The organism is Gemmatimonas sp., assembly GCF_044376735.1.
Taxonomy (GTDB): Bacteria; Gemmatimonadota; Gemmatimonadetes; order Gemmatimonadales; family Gemmatimonadaceae; genus Gemmatimonas.
In genome coordinates, this window is the sequence record NZ_JBILKJ010000057.1 from 1 (window position 1) to 16,958 (window position 16,958).

General features: G+C 66.5%; 16 protein-coding genes. 9 read left to right on the forward strand and 7 right to left on the reverse strand.

What is annotated here, in order from left to right:
• Window positions 1-195: 195 nt before the first annotated feature.
• The 4 genes from ACIRA7_RS09700 to ACIRA7_RS09715 form a co-directional block, all read right to left on the reverse strand.
• Window positions 196-945 (reverse strand): PEP-CTERM sorting domain-containing protein, encoded by a 750-nt coding sequence (locus ACIRA7_RS09700; RefSeq protein ID WP_396220641.1) that lies wholly within the window; start codon window positions 943-945, stop codon window positions 196-198.
• 391 nt (window positions 946-1,336) lie between these two features.
• Window positions 1,337-1,615 (reverse strand): YggT family protein, encoded by a 279-nt coding sequence (locus ACIRA7_RS09705; RefSeq protein ID WP_396220642.1) that lies wholly within the window; start codon window positions 1,613-1,615, stop codon window positions 1,337-1,339.
• 242 nt (window positions 1,616-1,857) lie between these two features.
• A complete protein-coding gene (locus ACIRA7_RS09710) occupies window positions 1,858-3,213 on the reverse strand; it encodes a transposase (protein ID WP_396220643.1) in 1,356 nt (451 codons plus the stop codon).
• Window positions 3,214-3,424: 211 nt separating this feature from the next.
• Entirely contained in the window at window positions 3,425-4,624 is a 1,200-nt protein-coding gene (locus ACIRA7_RS09715) for a metallophosphoesterase family protein (RefSeq protein WP_396220644.1), read from the reverse strand.
• Window positions 4,625-5,174: 550 nt separating this feature from the next.
• Between ACIRA7_RS09715 and ACIRA7_RS09720 the strand changes: the two genes are divergently transcribed.
• The 5 genes from ACIRA7_RS09720 to ACIRA7_RS09740 all read left to right on the forward strand — a co-directional run bounded on the left by ACIRA7_RS09720 (window position 5,175) and on the right by ACIRA7_RS09740 (window position 9,372).
• Entirely contained in the window at window positions 5,175-5,324 is a 150-nt protein-coding gene (locus tag ACIRA7_RS09720) for a hypothetical protein (protein WP_396220645.1), read from the forward strand.
• A gap of 222 nt (window positions 5,325-5,546) precedes the next feature.
• Window positions 5,547-6,503, forward strand: a complete 957-nt coding sequence (locus ACIRA7_RS09725) for an MbnP family copper-binding protein (RefSeq protein ID WP_396220646.1) — start codon at window positions 5,547-5,549, stop codon at window positions 6,501-6,503.
• A 6-nt stretch (window positions 6,504-6,509) separates the two neighbouring features.
• On the forward strand, window positions 6,510-7,664 hold the full coding sequence (locus tag ACIRA7_RS09730; RefSeq protein WP_396220647.1) for an MbnH family di-heme enzyme: 1,155 nt from the start codon (window positions 6,510-6,512) through the stop codon (window positions 7,662-7,664).
• A complete protein-coding gene (locus ACIRA7_RS09735) occupies window positions 7,661-8,068 on the forward strand; it encodes a copper resistance protein CopC (RefSeq protein WP_396220648.1) in 408 nt (135 codons plus the stop codon). The genes ACIRA7_RS09730 and ACIRA7_RS09735 overlap by 4 nt, the downstream gene beginning before the upstream one ends.
• Window positions 8,065-9,372: a DJ-1/PfpI family protein gene (locus tag ACIRA7_RS09740; protein ID WP_396220649.1), complete on the forward strand. Its 1,308-nt coding sequence runs from the start codon at window positions 8,065-8,067 to the stop codon at window positions 9,370-9,372. The genes ACIRA7_RS09735 and ACIRA7_RS09740 overlap by 4 nt, the downstream gene beginning before the upstream one ends.
• Before the next feature lie 54 nt (window positions 9,373-9,426).
• Here ACIRA7_RS09740 and ACIRA7_RS09745 read toward each other — a convergent pair whose 3' ends face one another.
• The gene (locus ACIRA7_RS09745) at window positions 9,427-11,235 is read right to left on the reverse strand and encodes a cytochrome b N-terminal domain-containing protein (protein WP_396220650.1); all 1,809 of its coding nucleotides are present in this window, start codon (window positions 11,233-11,235) and stop codon (window positions 9,427-9,429) included.
• Window positions 11,235-11,771 (reverse strand): ubiquinol-cytochrome c reductase iron-sulfur subunit, encoded by a 537-nt coding sequence (locus tag ACIRA7_RS09750; RefSeq protein WP_396220651.1) that lies wholly within the window; start codon window positions 11,769-11,771, stop codon window positions 11,235-11,237. Before ACIRA7_RS09750 ends, ACIRA7_RS09745 begins: the two co-directional genes overlap by 1 nt.
• A gap of 228 nt (window positions 11,772-11,999) precedes the next feature.
• Here ACIRA7_RS09750 and ACIRA7_RS09755 point away from each other — a divergent pair, with 228 nt between their 5' ends.
• Complete coding sequence (locus ACIRA7_RS09755) at window positions 12,000-12,461, forward strand: cytochrome b562 (protein ID WP_396220652.1); 462 nt, start codon at window positions 12,000-12,002, stop codon at window positions 12,459-12,461.
• A gap of 46 nt (window positions 12,462-12,507) precedes the next feature.
• A complete protein-coding gene (locus ACIRA7_RS09760) occupies window positions 12,508-13,917 on the forward strand; it encodes a M24 family metallopeptidase (protein ID WP_396220653.1) in 1,410 nt (469 codons plus the stop codon).
• A gap of 12 nt (window positions 13,918-13,929) precedes the next feature.
• On the opposite strand, the gene ACIRA7_RS09765 is transcribed toward ACIRA7_RS09760, so the two are convergent.
• Window positions 13,930-14,352: a DoxX family protein gene (locus ACIRA7_RS09765; protein WP_396220654.1), complete on the reverse strand. Its 423-nt coding sequence runs from the start codon at window positions 14,350-14,352 to the stop codon at window positions 13,930-13,932.
• Window positions 14,353-14,454: 102 nt separating this feature from the next.
• Between ACIRA7_RS09765 and ACIRA7_RS09770 the strand changes: the two genes are divergently transcribed.
• Window positions 14,455-15,381: a hypothetical protein gene (locus tag ACIRA7_RS09770; protein ID WP_396220655.1), complete on the forward strand. Its 927-nt coding sequence runs from the start codon at window positions 14,455-14,457 to the stop codon at window positions 15,379-15,381.
• A 180-nt stretch (window positions 15,382-15,561) separates the two neighbouring features.
• The coding region (locus ACIRA7_RS09775; RefSeq protein WP_396220656.1) for a hypothetical protein at window positions 15,562-16,958 on the forward strand (1,397 nt) is incomplete at its 3' end.

The following is a 16,958-nucleotide window of genomic DNA, read 5'->3' on the forward strand; positions in this document are numbered from 1 at the left end:
CCTCCTCCCTGACACCCTCCCCCCTGCCCCCTAAGCCGTTGGCAGTTCAGTCCCGCCGCACCAGCGTATCCCCCAGCACGCTCCGATTACTCTGGTAGGGCGCAAAGCCGGCGCCCCAGCGTACCCCGGATCGAGTCATGGTGTATAGTCTACGCCGTCGCTGTTGCCTCGTCTTGAAGTCTGCCGTGAATCCAATTACGCGCGACGGCGACGCGCCACACCCACGAGGCCAAGCAGGCCCGCGCCAACGAGAGCGAAAGAGGCCGGTTCCGGCACCGACGAGACCTGCCGGACGTCACCCACGGTCATGTTGTCGAAGCCGAAAATGTCACCGCTCCTGTTGCTCGAGAAACGGACTTCATCGAAACCACCGGTGTTGATATAGCCGAAGAACAGCTGGTTACCCGTATTGAGGCTGCCGGAATTGGTGACGTTGAACGGCGACCCGAAGCCCGAAAGAGCCGTGCCTCCCAGCAGGAACTGGACGAAGAAACTCGAGCCTGCGTCAGAGATGTCAGAGCCGTCGACGCCAAAGGCAGCAACTGTCTGGTTGAACTTGACCGAGAATTCAGATCCCGCACCCGTTGAGAGGCGGAAGAAGCGGGGGTCCTGATCGGTGAGCCCGGGGTTGATCGGGCACGCACCAGCGTTGCAGGCGAGCCGTACCTCGCCGTTCCCAGTGAGGGTGGCGCTGATCGTCGGCCCCGAGCCGACGAAGGAAAGATTCGGATTGACCGTTCCGACGGAAAACCCTTCGAACGTCTCCGTCTGAACCGTCGAAGACAGAAACGAGAGGAACTGAGCGCGCGCGGAGTTCGAGTTGGTTGCCGTGCCGCCGCTGCCGGTAATGCCACTCACGTTGTCCAAACCATAAAACGTCTGGGCTTGCATCGAGGAGGCCGTCAGCGCCGTAGCGGCGGCCAGTACAACGGCGAACTTTCGCATTTTCGGGAGGGGACGGAGGGTGGGACCACAGGAATATCGTATGCTCAATCACAAAACATGCCAGACGATGCCGAGGCATGCGAAACTGTCTAAGTCAATTATAGTCAACGACTTTGAAAAAATAGACTGTGTGGAGTCACCTGCGGTTGTTGCATCGATCCATCACTTGGCGCCAGCAACGCCACAGACGCTGAACCCGAGGTATCGGGACGCAGGGCAACAATCTGGTGCCCTGCTGCGCATCGCATCGAGGGATCAGCCCCAAACCGCGGGTCCTGGCTTCTCACCGCTGCGTCACTCGACTCTCACGCCTATCCGGGCTGACGTCTCGACTCTCGACCTCTCACCGCGAGCGCTGAGCTCTCGGCACTCAGATCTCAGATCTCAGTAATCAAAAAAGCGCGCCGGTAACGACCGATTCCAGGATCCCCAGGCCGAAGTAGGCCACAAGGACCGAGATGTCGATCATGCCTATGGTCGGAATCACATTGCGCAGCGGCGCCAGGAACCACTCGGTGAGGACGTAGCTCCACCGCCACCACTTGGAGTACGGGCCCCCGCCCACCCAGCTCGAGATCACGCGCGCGAAGAGCGCGATGCGCAGAATGCTGAAGGTCCACTTGATGGCCAGCATGAGCAGCCCCGAGCCGCTCTGCGACGCGAAGGCCATCGGGATAGGAATTTCAATCGGAGCGGTTCGACTATCCGTCGAGCATAAGGCGCGATCACTGACCGCGTAAGCACCGACTGGCGGGCGGCGGCGTGCCCGCTGACGTGTTCGTGCGACTCGAGGGCCGTGGGAACGGCGGTCACCGTGGGGGAGCGATGCCGGCGGAGGCCAATCCGTCGCGCCGGTGGGACCGCCGCCCACGCCGAAGATCCCCGCGTGGTGGCGGCGCGTCGGGGCCGTCCTCAGGTGACCGGCGGAGCGTGGGCGGACGGGCATGGGGCGCGTGCCGTACCCCGGCTCGCGGGGGCCCGCGTCGATGGGGGGCTCCGTGGCCCGGCGTGCGCCTCACGGGAGGCGCGGGTGCGGAGGTGGGTGAGGATCTGGTCGATCACGGACGCCTGGGTGATGAAGGCGACGATGCGCATCGCGCCGTGGCAGGTGGGACACGCGAGCGGGTCGACCTCGAAGATCTGTTGGAGGAGCGCCGCCCACCGGCGGGTGGCCTCCGTCGGCGCGAGTCGGGGCGCAGGGGCGATGGCGGGTGGCCCCGGCCCGTCTGCGGCGGCGAGCGCCGCCTTGTCCCGCGTGCCCCGCGGGCGGTTGGCATACCAGCCATAGTACCGCGTGGTGACGTGGCCCTGGTCGGGGATGTGCACCAGCACCCGGGCCAGGAACTCGAGCGGGTCGGCGGTCTCGGTGCCCGCCGTCGGGCCCTCGGACTTGTCCGACCGGTATGTCACCGCCTTGGCGGCTCGGTCGTAGGTCAGGCGCTCCAGCGCGATGGGATTCCGCGCACAGTACCTGGCGAGTCGGGTGGCGAACGCGCGATCGTCCTCGGGCACCCAGACGGCGGTGTGGACGTGAAATCCCGAGTGCGGCCAGGTGAGCATGCCGGCGGCTTGGTCTTCGTCGAAGAGCGCCAGGCGCACGAACAAGCGGAGCACGGCGCGGCGGAACGCCTCGGTCAACCGGGCGGTGTCATGCACTGGCCACGACACAAACGTCCCATCCGGCCGGAACCCGCCGTCGGTGACAAGGAGGTGCAGGTGCGGATGCCAATTGGCCCGCGACCCATGCGTCTGCAGGCACGCCACGATGCCGACGGCGAGGTCGCGCTCGCCCGTCAGCGTCCGAATGGCGGCGGTGACGGTGCGGACGGCGGCGCGGGCGATCTCTCCGAGCAGGCGGCGCCGGTACAGACAGTACGCCCGGAGCCGCTTGGGGATGGTGAGCACCACCTGCCGGTGCGGCACCGGCGCGAGCAGTGTCGTGTCCAGCCACTGGGTCCAGATGGCCAACCGCTTGGCGTGACAGCTCGGACAGAAGTAGCGGCACTTGCACGAGAACGCGAGCAAGTATTCGTGTGCACAGTCGTCGCAGCGCATGCGGGCGAAGCCGTGCTCAAGCACGCCGCAGGCGAGGAACTTGTCAGCGACCTGCGCGACGACGGGGCGCCACGGGCCATACTCGCGCGCAAAGCGCTCGTCGTAAACCGTCTGCAGGCGATGCAGGTGGTCCGACACCAACCGAAAGAGCGGCGACGCCTGGGGGCGTCGGGGTTTGTAGACGCCACGCACCGCCGGCGCCGCGTCGGGCATGCACGCTCCGGGACCGGGGAGCGCCGAGCATACAGTCGACTCGGATGCGGACCATCACCGTTCCGTTGCGCGACGGGCTATTTCGACGCAACGTCTGCGTGGTGCCGGCCTAACGGTGCTTGCTGTTGCCGAGCGGACCGACCATCCGCGCAGCGTGAAGCATCGGGCGGTCCGCTCGCAACAGAAGCTGGCGTTGAAGCTGTTTGGCAGTTCAGTCCCGCCGCACCACCGTATCCCCCAGCATGCTCCGATTACTCTGGTAGGGCGCAAAGCCGGCGCCCCAGTCCACCCCGATCACTTCCACCCACACGCGGGCACCGTCCACGTGGACGACGGTGTAGTGATACGCGTTGTCCCCCGCCCTGACGCCCGGGCGCACCAGATGCGTCACGCGGGCCGAGTCGGCACCGGCGGCTTGCGTGTACGCGCGCAGGTCGGGCTCGCCCTGATACGTATACAACGGCGCGCCACCGCCGCCGCTCACGATCTGGTCGATGCGACGCGGCTGTCCGGTGGCATCGCGATAGCGCTCGACGAAGTGCTCGAAGAAGTGCTCGTGCCCGGTGAACAGCATCTCCACGTTGTGCCGGCGGAACAACGGCATGTAGTTCGCGCGCACCGCCACCGTGGGACGCTCGATGGTGGTGCCGCCGTGCGGCCCTGACGAGTACGCGGGATGATGGAAGAAGGCCACCACATGCGTATATCGCGTGCGATCGAGCCCTTCCAACTGTCCGCGCACCCACGCCAGTTGCGTCGAGTCCTCAGCAATATTGGAATCAAACGCGATCACAAATGTGTTGCCGTACCCGAACGCATACGTGGGGTATCCCGCCAGTCGACGCGTGGCCCCATCGGCCGGAATGAGCTGCCCCACGGCACGCAGGTAGTTCTGCAAACCCACCAGACGCCCCGGCGCACTGAGCTCAGCCGCCGACGTGACATCGTGATTGCCAGGCGCGAGAAAGTACGGCACCCCACCAATGGTGGTGAGCCGATTGATGAGGCCGATGAAACTCACGTTCCACTGTTTGGGATCACGCCCGTTCACCACGGCGTCGCCGCTTTGCAGCACAAACCGCACGGGCTCGGGGCCGTTCTCCATGCTCTTGATGGTGCGGAGCATGGACTCCACCACGAGCGAATGCTCATACTGCTCACTCACGCCGTCGCGCCTGCCGCGCGTATCCCCGTACGCGATGAACGAGAAGCGCGTAGCGCTCGCACTCGCCGCTTCGGTCGGCAGCGGATTGCGCGGCTTCGCGATGGACAGCACCGTGTCGGGGGCCCCCACCGGCGGCGCGACCTGCGCCCGAAGCGCATGCGACAGCGCAGACAGCGGCAGTGCGCACAGGGTTAGCGCGACACAGGCCGCGGCGACACGAACCGATCGGCAACGACGAAAACGCATGAAAATGCTCCAGACGGGGGTGGTGTGAGGAACGTACCGCGGAAAATGCTCATCCACATGGTGGTTCGGTGACCCAGACCGCTGGCAGGTCGCGGCGCGCACGGGCGAGGGGTTCTTTGCGAACGTGACCAACCACGCCGACGGCCGCCAACCGAGCATCGGTACAGCGGCGACGATCGCCGCCTACTTGACAGCGCGACCAATTGGCACATACGTAACCCACATGGCTTCCCGCGTGGCACGGGGTCGCGTGTCCCGATTGGTACACGCCCTGATGATGGTGGTGTGGTGCGGTGTCGTCGCCGCCCGCGCTGTGGCCATGCCATGCCCGACGGGTGGACACGGGCTGCATGGTCAGCTGCCCGCCACTCCGATACCGTCGGCTTTGCCTGCATCGGCACACCACGGGCAGGGCGCCCATGCCGGGCATCAGCTCTGGGATTCGTCGTCGGCCGTCTCTGAGCACGCCCACTCTTCGCCACACGGCCCGACGCAGGATGCCCCGGCGCACACCTGCGATTGCCTTGGGCACTGCTGCGCGACCGCCGTCGTGCTGCCCCCCGTCTTTCCGATCGGTACCATCGCCTCCCCGGCGATTGGCCGGCCGACCTTCATCGTCAGCCGCAGCGGCTTCGTTCCCGAGTGGATCGACTTCGTCTTGCCGTTCGCGATTGCCCCACCCGTCAGCGCCCGCACCTGACGTACGCCGACCCTCGGTCGGCCACTCCGCGCGTCCGCATCTCGCGCGCCCCACATCCCCGTTCGCCGGTACACGCGCGTTCGCGTGGCGTCCATCGCCGCGCCGGTACGTGCGTCTGGCGTACTCGCTTTCGACCGGCGCCACGTAGGCCTCCTGCCGGTCGCGCCGTCATCGTGTCGGGCCTGACACGGTGGCGGCGAACGCCTCTATTCGGACATCGCCATGCCTCTCGAGGTCTCGCCTCGGCGCGCCCTGCGCGCGCTCCTGCTCAGCAGCACCCTCCTCCTCAGTGTCGCCGCCACCTCGTCCGCCGGACAGAGGACGGCCCCGGTCACGGACGACCGGCCAATTCGCTCCGACTCGCTGGTCGCGATCACCGTGCGCTTTCGCGGCGTCGTGGACACGACGGCCTTCACGTGTGGCACCAGATACACCAACATCGGCACAACGAAGGCCTCCGTCGTTGCCAGTGACTTCCGCTTCTATGTCCACGACGTGCGACTCGTGACCCGTCTTGGCGATACGGTGCGGGTGGCGCTCCGCCCCGAGTCTCCGTGGCAGGATCGCGACGTGGCGCTCCTCGATTTCGAAAACGGGACCGCCTCGTGCGCGAACGGCACGCCCGAGACCCGCGATGCCGTCGTCGTGATGGCCCCGCCCAATGACTATCGCGGCGTCGCCTTCACCCTCGGGGTGCCGTTCGCGCGCAACCACGAAGACCTCGCCAGTGCGCCGCCGCCACTGTCGCTGTCGCAGTTATTCTGGGCGTGGCAGTCGGGACACAAGTTCCTGCGCGTCGATCTCCGCGCCACGGCCGCCGACTCCGCCGCCACGCCTTGGGTCATTCATCTCGGAAGCACCGGCTGCACGAAGGCGACGCCCACGGCCACGGGACCTGCATCCTGTGCGCATCCGAATCGGGCGACCGTCTCCCTGCCCGGCTTCGATCCCGCCACGGACGTCGTGATCGCCGATCTCGCGTCGTTGCTGTCCCGTGCGGATGTGCGCCGCAACCAGCCGGCGACCGCCGCCGGTTGCATGTCGGCCGATACCGATCGCGACTGCGGGGCACTCTTTTCTTCCCTCGGACTCACGCACTCGGCGGGCACGGGTGACGATACGCCGCGGTTCTTCCGGATCGGACAGCGTTCGGCGATGTCGGTCGGCGCGTCGAAGTAGTACGCGATGCCACGCCGACGACACGCCGGGCTTCTGGCAGCAGGTGGACTGCTCCTGGCACTCATCGCACCACCGCGAGTTACCGGCCAGAACGCCGTCTCAGAGTGGGTGTGGGCACTGCCCAAGGGTTTTCCGACACCCAACGTGCCGGCCGACAATCCCATGTCGGTCAGCAAGGTGGAGTTGGGTCGACATCTCTTCTACGACACACGGTTGTCCGGGAACGGCACGTTCAGTTGCGCCTCCTGTCACGAGCAGCGGCGGGCCTTTACCGACGGTCGCGCGCGCGCGGTCGGGGCCACCGGCGAGCGGCATCCGCGTGGGAGTATGGGGCTCGCCAACGTGGCGTACAGCCCCGTGCTCACCTGGGCGAATCCTGGCATGAAGTCGCTCGAGCAACAGGCCATTGTGCCGATGTTCGGCGACGATCCGGTGGAGCTCGGACTGCAGGGGCAGGAGCGGGCGCTCCTCCAGCGCGTCGGGGCTGACCCACGCTATCAGCAGCTCTTTGCCGCCGCCTTTCCGGGCGGCCAGGAGCTCGTCACGCTCGACCGCATCGTGAAAGCCATCGGTGCGTTCGAGCGCACGCTGATCTCCGGTCGATCGCCGTACGACGCCTATAAGGCTGGTGCCCCTCGCGCCATCAGTGCGGCGGCGCGCCGCGGCGAAGCGCTGTTCTTCTCCGAGAAGACTGAGTGTTTCCACTGTCACGGTGGCTTCAATTTCACGGGATCCAGCAACTTCGTCGGCAAAGGCTTCGCCGAGATCGAGTTTCACAATACGGGCCTGTACAACATCGATGGCAAGGGCGCGTATCCCGCGCCCAACACCGGCGTGCATGCCGTCACCGACGATCCCGACGACATGGGGCGATTCAAGGCACCGTCGCTTCGCAATATCGCCGTGACCGCCCCCTACATGCATGACGGAAGCATCGCGACACTCGACCAGGTACTGGACCACTATGACGTGGGCGGTCGCACCATCCGCCGTGGACCACACGCCGGCGTGGGCTCGACCAATCCCTATCGCGCCGAATTCATGAAGCGCATCGGATTTACGCCGCGCGAAAAGCTCGACATGCTCGCGTTTCTGCGGGCACTCACCGACAGCACGTTTCTGACCGATCCCCGCTTCTCGAATCCTTGGAGTCACCGATGAACAGCACGCGTACGCGGTCCCACTCGCGCTCGACGTTTCTTTCCCTCGCTATCGTCGCGGCATTGATGACGAGCGCCTCCACCGGCGCAGCGATGCGACACCTCAAGCTCCTGCGTTCGTTTCCCGCAGCCGATACCACCCTCACATCGTCGCCTGACGCCGTGCGCCTGTGGTTCAGCGAGGCCACCGAACTTCCGGCGACGAAGATCGAGGTCAAGACCCAGACGGGCGCCGCGGTGATGACGGCCGCGCCGACGCGTACTGCCGACAAGGGCGCGCCGGCGGTTGCGATGTTCAAGAGCCCGCTCACCGCAGGTCGGTACACGGTGACGTGGAAGGCGATGTCGAAGGACGGTCACGTTGTGAACGGTACGATTGCCTTCACGGTCGGCGGTACGAAATGAGGGCGGCGCGCGGCGTGGGGATAGCGCTGCTGCTCGGTGCCGTGAGTCAACCGGCACTCGCGCAGGCATCACGGACGCGGCCGCTTACGGCCGGCACACAGATGGTGGTGGATTTTGACGCGGCGATGCGTGGCTTGGGATTCGACCCGGTCACCAATGACGCGAACCGAGGCGCGTCCAACGCCCCCAATGGCATTCCCGACGGCGACGAACTGGCGCTGCTGGGCGCCGTGCTCGCCTCCCCGGCCATGGACCTGCGCAAATCCGGAGGGCTGCATCATGCGGACATACGCGCGGCGTTCGAGCAGGCACGCGCCTCGGCCACTATCGACCTGAAAGCCCTGCTCTCGACCTATCCAACCGCCGTCGATGTGACGGCGGGGTACATGATGCTCGGCCAAGCTTCAACCGAAGCCTACGGTGACATGGTCGCCAACTTCGGTGCTCCGCTCAAGGCGAACTACTCGCTGGCGCTGGCCCAAGGGCGCTATCTCGCGTTCGACGGTGATGCTGACGGTGATGGCGTCCCCAATGTCGATGAGTATCGCGCGCACAAGGCTGGCGGCCGTGTCGCGTATCTGCGTGCCGCGCTCGATCCGAAGATCAACAAACCCGCCCCGCCGATCGTGGGCACGAGCGGCAACGAGAATCCGGCCGCAGCACAAACGACGGCGAAAAAGACGGTGGGCGTTGTGCTATATCCGGGATTCGAGGTCCTCGACGTGTTTGGCCCGGTCGAGATGTGGTCGTACGTGCCGGAGTTCCATGTGATTTTCGTCGCGCAGAAGGCCGGCACCGTGCGCTCGGCTAACGGTGTGTCGGTCGTGGCGGATTATTCCTTCGAGTCCGCTCCGCCGCTCGATATCATGATGGTGCCAGGCGGCATCGGCACGCGCACCGAATTGCAAAATCCGCAGTTCATCGAGTATCTGCGCCTGCAGCATGCGCGCACCGAAATCACCTCGTCGGTCTGTACCGGATCGGTGCTCCTCGCCAAGGCCGGAATCCTGTCCGGTCACCGAGCCACGTCGAACAAACTGTACTTCTCCTGGGCCGTCGACGAGGATCCGTTGGTGGACTGGATCGTGAAGGCGCGGTGGGTGGAAGACGGCAAGCTGTTCACGTCGTCCGGCGTGTCGGCAGGCACCGACATGGCACTCGGGCTCATACAGAAGCTATACGGCCTCGACCGCGCACGCCTGCTGGCGCGCTCACTCGAATACGAGTGGCACGAGGATCCCACGGTCGATCCGTTCGCGTTGAAGGCGCTCCCCTCATCGGGTAAACGGTCGCCGCCACGATGACGAGTGCGAAGTGCGTGCGAGGGGCGCGGTCAGGCCCCTCGCACGACCATCCGACTACTTGCGCGCCACCGCCGTCTTCGGCGTGTACCACTCCTGACGGATCCAATCCACCACCATCTCGATCTCGCGCTGGCTCAGGCTCTTCTCAGTGCCGTACGACGGCATGCGATCGTTGTCGCGACCGAAAAAGCGCGGGTGCGAGGGGTCGTTCACGAACGCCACCATCCACTCGCGCGATGCCCACCCATCCAACTCCGGGCTGTCCGTGCCCACGTCCTGGAACTTGTGGCACTCCGCGCAGCCGTTCTTCGTGTCGCGCATGAACGCGATGCCCATCGCGATCTGCGCGCTGTCCTTCTTGTCCATCGCCGCCTGCCGCGAGAGCGCCGCCTGCGACGACAACGCCAGCACCACGTTGCGACGTGTCGCCTGCTCCTCGGGCGTATCCGGCATGTGATCGCCCAGCCAGCCGGTCATGTCGCCTTCAGTGTGCGCCGTGCCACCCCAGTAGCGCATCGTGAGAATCGTGTCGGCGTTGAGGAACCCCTGCGCCCACTCGCGTGAGCCGTAGCCCTTCAGATCAGACGCCGAGATCGAGTCCTTGGGCAGCGCGTTGCCCATGCCGTCGTGCCCGTCGTAGCGATGACACGACGCGCAATTGCGCGAGAAGATGCGCGGCCCCTGCGTGTACGGGTCGTTCCGCATGAGCGTGAGCGCGCCCGTGATCGGCACGCCGGCGTTCGCCAGTTCCACCGCGCGCGCGGCGTCGCGCTTGGACACGGCCTTGGCCACCTGGTACTCGGCATCATTGCGATCGGCGGCAATCGACTGCCAGGAGAGCAGTGCCGCGCCGGCCAGCATCGCGCCCATGAATCCCACGTTGAAGCGGTGGCCGAGCTTCCAGCGTCCGAGCACCGGCATGGCCATCAGCACGACAAGCCCCACCGTGGGGAGCACGATGGCGCCGATGATTTCCGTCTTGCCGGGGAAGTACTTGAGGAACTGGAACAGGAACAGGAAGTACCATTCGGGACGGGCCGCCGAGAACTGCTCGGCGGGATCGGCCGGTGCACCGAGGGGAGCACCCTGCTCGCGTACCACGAAGAAGAGCACGACCGCGAGTACGGCGAGGCACGCGACCGCATCACGCAACACCTGCTCGGGCCAGAAGCCCTGATCGGGGCCCTTGAGTGGCTGCTTGGGGGTGAGCCCGTGTTTGCGGAACAGATACACGTGCCCGACGATCAGCACGATGATGAGCCCCGGGATGATACCGGCGTGCAACGCGAAGAAGCGCGTGAGCGTGAGATGACCATACGTGACGCCACCCACCACGACCGTTTGCAACGACTGTCCGATCCCGGGACTCATGCCGACGATGTTCGTGGATACCGCCGTAGACCAGTAGCCGTTCTGATCCCACGGCAACAGATAGCCGGTGAGCGACAGCGCCAGTACGAGGATCAGGAGCACGACACCGAACCAGTAGTTCATCTCGCGCGGCGCCTTGTACGCGCCGTCGATGATGACCTGCATGAGGTGCAACACCAGCAGCACCGTCATGGCCTGCGCCACGAAATGGTGCAGGCCGCGCAGGAACCAGCCCCCCAGCATCTGGTGCTGGATGTAGTACACGCTCTCCCACGCCGTCTGCGAGCTGGGGCTGTAGGACATCCACAGGAACACCCCCGTGATGACCTGCACCACGAAGAAGAACGTGAGCGTGCTGCCCCACACGTAGCGCCACCGTGCACCGCCGGGGACGTTTTCGAACAGGGCCTCGTGCAACAGCCCTTTGTAACCGGTGCGCGAGTCGATCCAGGACCCGATCGACGGTCGTTCGTTACTCGGCTGCTCGGCCATCAGACGGCGATCTTGTCGGGGGAGCCTTTGCGGAAGTTCTGGAAGCGCACCCAGACGTCGCCGTCGCGAATCACCGCCTCCAATTCATCCATGCCGCGCGGGCTCGGACTCTTCGGGTCGGCGATCGCCCCATCCAGCGTGAAGCTGCTGCGGTGGCACGGGCAGAAGTAGCCGTGCGTGCTGGCGTTGTAGCCCACCGAGCACCCCAAATGCGGACACACCGAATTGAGCACGCGCACGGTGGCGTCACCGGTGCGCTGCAGGTACACGGAGCCCACGGGCACGTTCTCGGTTGTGTTCCACGCGTCGACCAGCGTGTCGAGCACCGGGAACTTCCGCGGCGGGCCGTTGGTCTCGAGCGAGGCGAGCGACGCCACGCGCACGAGCCCGCGGGTGTCGGTTTTGCGCCGCAGCGGGTCGAACAGGGTGAACAGCCCGGCCACGGGCGCCACCACGGAAATGAGGCCGCCCACGACAATCGAGGCGGCCTTGGCGACGAAGTTGCGCCGGTCGGGCGCCTGGTCGGTATCGGACATGTCGGCAGGGAATAGGCGGGGGGAACCGACCGGGGGCGCCAATGCCGCCCGCACAGCCGGTTCCATGACAGGAACATACGCGCGGGACCAGCCCTTTGCTGCGGGAACATCGCGCACCGCCCGTGGTAGGTCAGCGAACCGACGGTCTGGTACGTAATCTCTCCATCTCGGCGCATCCACGCAGGCCCCGGCGGCGCGAGCTCCTCCCCACTTTGCACTCCACCTCACATGCATTTGCGACTCCGGCAGTTTGGCGCCGCCTGCGTTCTGGCCCTCGCGATCTCCAGCGTGGCCCACGCCCAGCAGGACGAGGAAAAGACGCCCCTCGGCAAGAAGATGAGCGCGATGAACGCGGCCTTCAAAGCCGTGGGCCGTCAGATCGACGACCCCTCGAAGAACGCGAACACCCTCGAGCAGCTCGCCATCATCGAGACGAACGCCAAGGCGGCGATGACGATGGAGCCGGAGAAGCAGTCCAAGATCCCGGCGGCCGAGCAGGCCAAGTTCAAGGCGGGCTACCAGGCCGGCATGAAGGAGTTCATTGCCACCGTCCAGAAGCTTCAGGTGGCCATCAAGGCGGGCAAGAACACCGACGCCGTGGCCGTCTACGATGAGATGAAGGGGCAGCAGCGCGAAGGCCACAAGGAGTACCGCATCAAGAAGGCCGGCGCCCCCCCGGGCGGGAACTGAGCACCGTCCCCGCGTCACTCGGCCACCACCACCACTCGATTCCGGCATGACGGCATCGCGTCGCGACTTCGTTCGCCGGATGGGGTTGGGGCTGGCCGCTTCCGCCACCGCCGCCGAGGCGCTCAGCGCCCAGTCCTTCCTCGGCGGTCGCGAGGGGTCGGAGCGGCTTCTGGTCGAGAATCCGCGGCACCCCACCCCGGCGCCGGTGGGCACCGACCGGCTGCCGCTGGCGTGGTATCAGGGGCAGTCGCGGCGCCTGCGCGAACAGGCCAAATCGCGCGGTGTGGACGTGCTCCTGCTGCAGAGCGACGTCAACCTCGTGTACTTCACCGGCTGCTTCCGCGGCAGCGGCGAACGCACCACGTGGGCCATGATGCCCACGCGCGAGACGGACACCGTCTACTGGTTCTCCCCCGCCATCGACCGCGACCTCATCACGTCGTGGTGGTGCACCGAGAACGCGTACTACTTCTGTTATCCGCACGCCGAGGGCGGTTTTCCCAACCGGGGGCAGCTGGCGAAGGGTGGGCGGGTGGATCTGTGGGCGTGGGTGCTGGGGCAGCTCGCCGCCAAGGGGCTCGGTGACGCCACCATCGGCCTCGACCGCGAACTCACCCCATCGGCGCAGCGCACCTTCGACCGGGTGCTTCCCAACGCCAAAGTCGCCGACGTGAGCGACCTCTGTTTGCGCATGCAGGTGATCAAGACGCCGGAAGAGATCGCGCTCACCCAGCGCGCCTACCGCTACTTCGATCTCGTGCACTGCTTCGCGCGTGACTACATCCTGGAGCATGGTACCCGCACCACCGACTATCAGGTGGGCCAGGCGTTGTCGCAGTACGGCATCAACCTCATGATGCGCGACGTGCAGCGTGACGGGCGCCCACACAGCGCGGTGGGGATGGAAGTCACCGGCAACTACGTGCGCACCGGCGTGGCCACGGCGTACCCGCACCCCAACCAGTTCTTCCACGCGCCCCTCCGGAAGGGGCAGCCCGTGTACGTGAACTGCGACATCCTGCTGGGCGGCTACGGTGGCGAAGGGTATCGCAACTACATCCTGCGCCCGTCCAACAGCGCGCACGACCGCATGTGGCAGGTGGTGGCCGACACCGTGCAGATGATCGTGGAAGAAACCAAGCCCGGTGCCGTGTGCGCCGACATCGCCTACAAGGTGCACGCCTACCAGATCCAGCAGGGGATGCAGGAGTTCATCTACCACCGGCCAGGGCATGGGCAGGGGCAGAACTTCGTGGGACACCAGCCGCCCTTCCTCGCCCTTGGCGACGAGTCGGTGGTCGAGGAAGGGATGACCTTCTCGGTGGAGCCGGGGCTCTACGACGAGAAGAACGGGATCGGCATCAACCCCAGCGACCGTCTCGTGGTGCTCAAGGACCGGTCGGTGCTCATGAGCCGGATCCCGTTCACGAAGGAGTGGAGCTTCCTCGACGTGTGACGGCGCCCGCGCCTAGCGCAGGCGTTCGTCCACGCTGTAGCGCCCCGGCCCCATAAGGAGCAGGGCCACGAACCCGGCGGCGTACACGAACGGCAACTCGCCGCTGTGCTCACCCGACAGCGCCATGCCGTGCGCAAACACGAAGGCCGTGGCCATGGTGACGCTCAGCGCCAGCGCAGCCCACCGCGTGCCCAGCCCGAGCACCAGCAGCAGCGACGCGCCCGCCTCGGCCATGGTGGCCAAGAGCAGCGACGCCCCGGCGCCGAAGCCGAAGGGATCGGCAAACTGCACCGGCTCCGCCTGCAACCGCGCCACCTTTCCCAGGCCGTGTAGCGCGAACATGCTCGCGCCAAGCCACAGCCGCAGTAGCAGCAAGCCAACGTCGGGAGAGGAAGGAACGGCGCTGAGGGTAAGGAACGCACGTACTCGTGACATGGACGACTCCGAGGCATGGAATGACGAGCCCCGCGCAGCGGGGGGGCGGCTAGCATATACTAAGCCCATGATCCGGATTCGCACCCGACAGGAGTGATTCCCATGCTGATCGCGCCCGTACTGTTCCGTCGCTTGGCGCTGGCCTGCGCCGCCATACTGTGCCTCGTCGCCGCGCCGCTGCGCGCGCAACCGGTGCCGCTCGACTCGGTCCGCCTCGACGATCCGACGCTCGTGTACGCGGTGACGCTCACCAACGCGACCACCCTGATCGGTCGCATCACGCTGGTGAATGCCGACTCGGTGCGCGTGGTGTCGTCCGCGATGACGGCCACGGTGGCACGCCGCGAGGTGCGCTCGGTGCGCGCGTATCCGGCCACCGCCCTGCACGACGGCGTCCTGTGGCCGGAGAACCCACACGCCACCCGACTGCTCTTCGCCCCCACCGCCATTCCGCTACGCCGCGGCGAGGGCTACGTCGCCGACTTCTGGATCTTCTTCGCGAGCGCCGCCGTTGGCGTCACCGACCGGTTCACGATGGGAGCGGGGATGTCGCTCTTGCCGCTGGACAACTTCGCCGACAACATCTTCTACGCGCTCCCCAAGTACACCATGATCTCGCAGCCCCGGCTCAAGGTCGCCCTCGGTGCGCTCATGGCGTCGGTGCCGTGGAGTTCCAACGACGAAGGCAACCGCCGTCGGCAGTCGCTGGGGATCCTGTACGGCGTCGCCACCACCGGCTCGCCGGAAAGCAACCTCACCCTCGGCGCCGGTTGGGGTTACGTGGGCGGCACGCTGGCGAACAAGCCCGTGCTCACGGTGGGCGGGCAGCATCGGGCCACGAAGCGGATCGCGCTCATCTCCGAGAACTGGTTCGTCCCCTTCGACAACGACGTGGGCGGCTTCGTGTCGTACGGCGTGCGGATGTTGGGCGAGAAGATCGCGGTGGACCTCGCACTCGGCAGCCCCGTAGGCGCCGACACGTTCTACTTCCCGGGCATTCCGCTGCTGGGCTTTGCGTTCAAGTTCTGACGCGGCGCAACGACCGGCGTGGGGTGAAGAGCGACACGAGACCACCGGTGGGCGCGCCCTGACGCCCGGTCCGCCCCAACGCACCCCTCGACACATTACCGACACACAATACGATCGTCTACAAGCGTAGGCGCCTGCGGGCGTACACCAGCTCCCTGACCATTTTCCCAGCCGCGCGCGATGCAGCATCCCGAGGTAGCGCCGGACATCCGCCGGCTTGTTCCGTCGGCCACGGGCAACGACGCCGATCCGTTCGGCGTCATCCGCTCCGTGGAGGCGACGCCGTCGGGGACCAGCTGGCGCCCCGCGGACTTCGAGGCGGTCAAGGAGTGTCTCGCGCTCCTCGGCCGGGCGCTGCGCCAATTCCAGACGTACCCGGCGATCAGCCCATTCTGTACCGACGCCATCGGCGCCGTCCACGAGGCGCTCCGCGCGCTGACCGGGCGCGAGTGGCTCGCCTTTCGGGTCGGGCCGACCTACCTGCTGCTCGACGACGTCGCGACGATCACTGGCCCGGCCATCGAGCAGGACCTCGCCCGTCGCCTGCATCGGGTCCAGGTGGCGGCCGTCGAGATCGCGCGCGTCACGACCGCGGCCGAGCTCACCCGCTTTTGCACCGAACTCAGCGCACTCCGCGAGACACCACGCGGCGGTGCAACCTTCGCCGCGTGGTGGTCCGAGCAACGGATTGACAACATCGGCGTCCGCGCGGCCCATCGCCCGGTGGTGATCGAGGCGGGAACCCCGAGCGCGGTCGCGCAGCGACTCGTCGCGCGCGAGCAGCGGAGGCGGAACGAGCGGCTCGCCCAGAGCGGACCGGTTCACCACCTCTACGCCCCCGACCAGGGGTGGGTGCTCATCGATCCGTCGATGTCCTTCGACTCGGTGTCGCTCGCCGACCTGGCGTTGCTGCTGGACGACCCGGCGGCGATCGCCATCGCGATGATACGCCTGTCCGATGAGCAACGCGCCGACGCCATCGAACCGCAGACGGCCTTCGTCGAGAAGTTCTCCGAATTGGCCTCGCTCTTTGCCAGCGTCGACCCGCAGCTCTCCCAGATGCTCCTGTCGAAGCTGGCGCGGTCGCTGCTCGACCTCGACGAAACCCGCCGGACGACGCTGCTCCGGCAGACCGTCCTCCCTGGGCTTCTCGACGCCACGATGGACGGCGCGATGCTGGCGAGCTTCCCCGATGTCGACCTCGCTGACGCGCTCTGCCTGTTGCTCGATCTCGAAGCGGCGGCCCCGGAGGTGCTGGCGACGGCGGTCGAAAAGCTGGGACTCTCGGACGAACGACGCGAGGCGCTCGAGCCGCTGCTTGCCGCCCGTCTCGACGGTGCGGCTGCGGCTTCGCCCAACCACGCGACCAACCGCAGCCACGACGTCGTGATCGACCGCTTCGCGCGCAAGCTGATCGCCGTCGATGCCTCACAGGCCCGTCGTTTCAGCGAGTACGCGGCCTTCGACCTTTCGGTGACGGCGCAAACGCGCGCCACGGTGGCACAGCTGGCCGACGACATCACCGGAACCGACGGCACGGTGTCGCTGCTCGAAACGATCAGCCAGCTGCTGCGCAT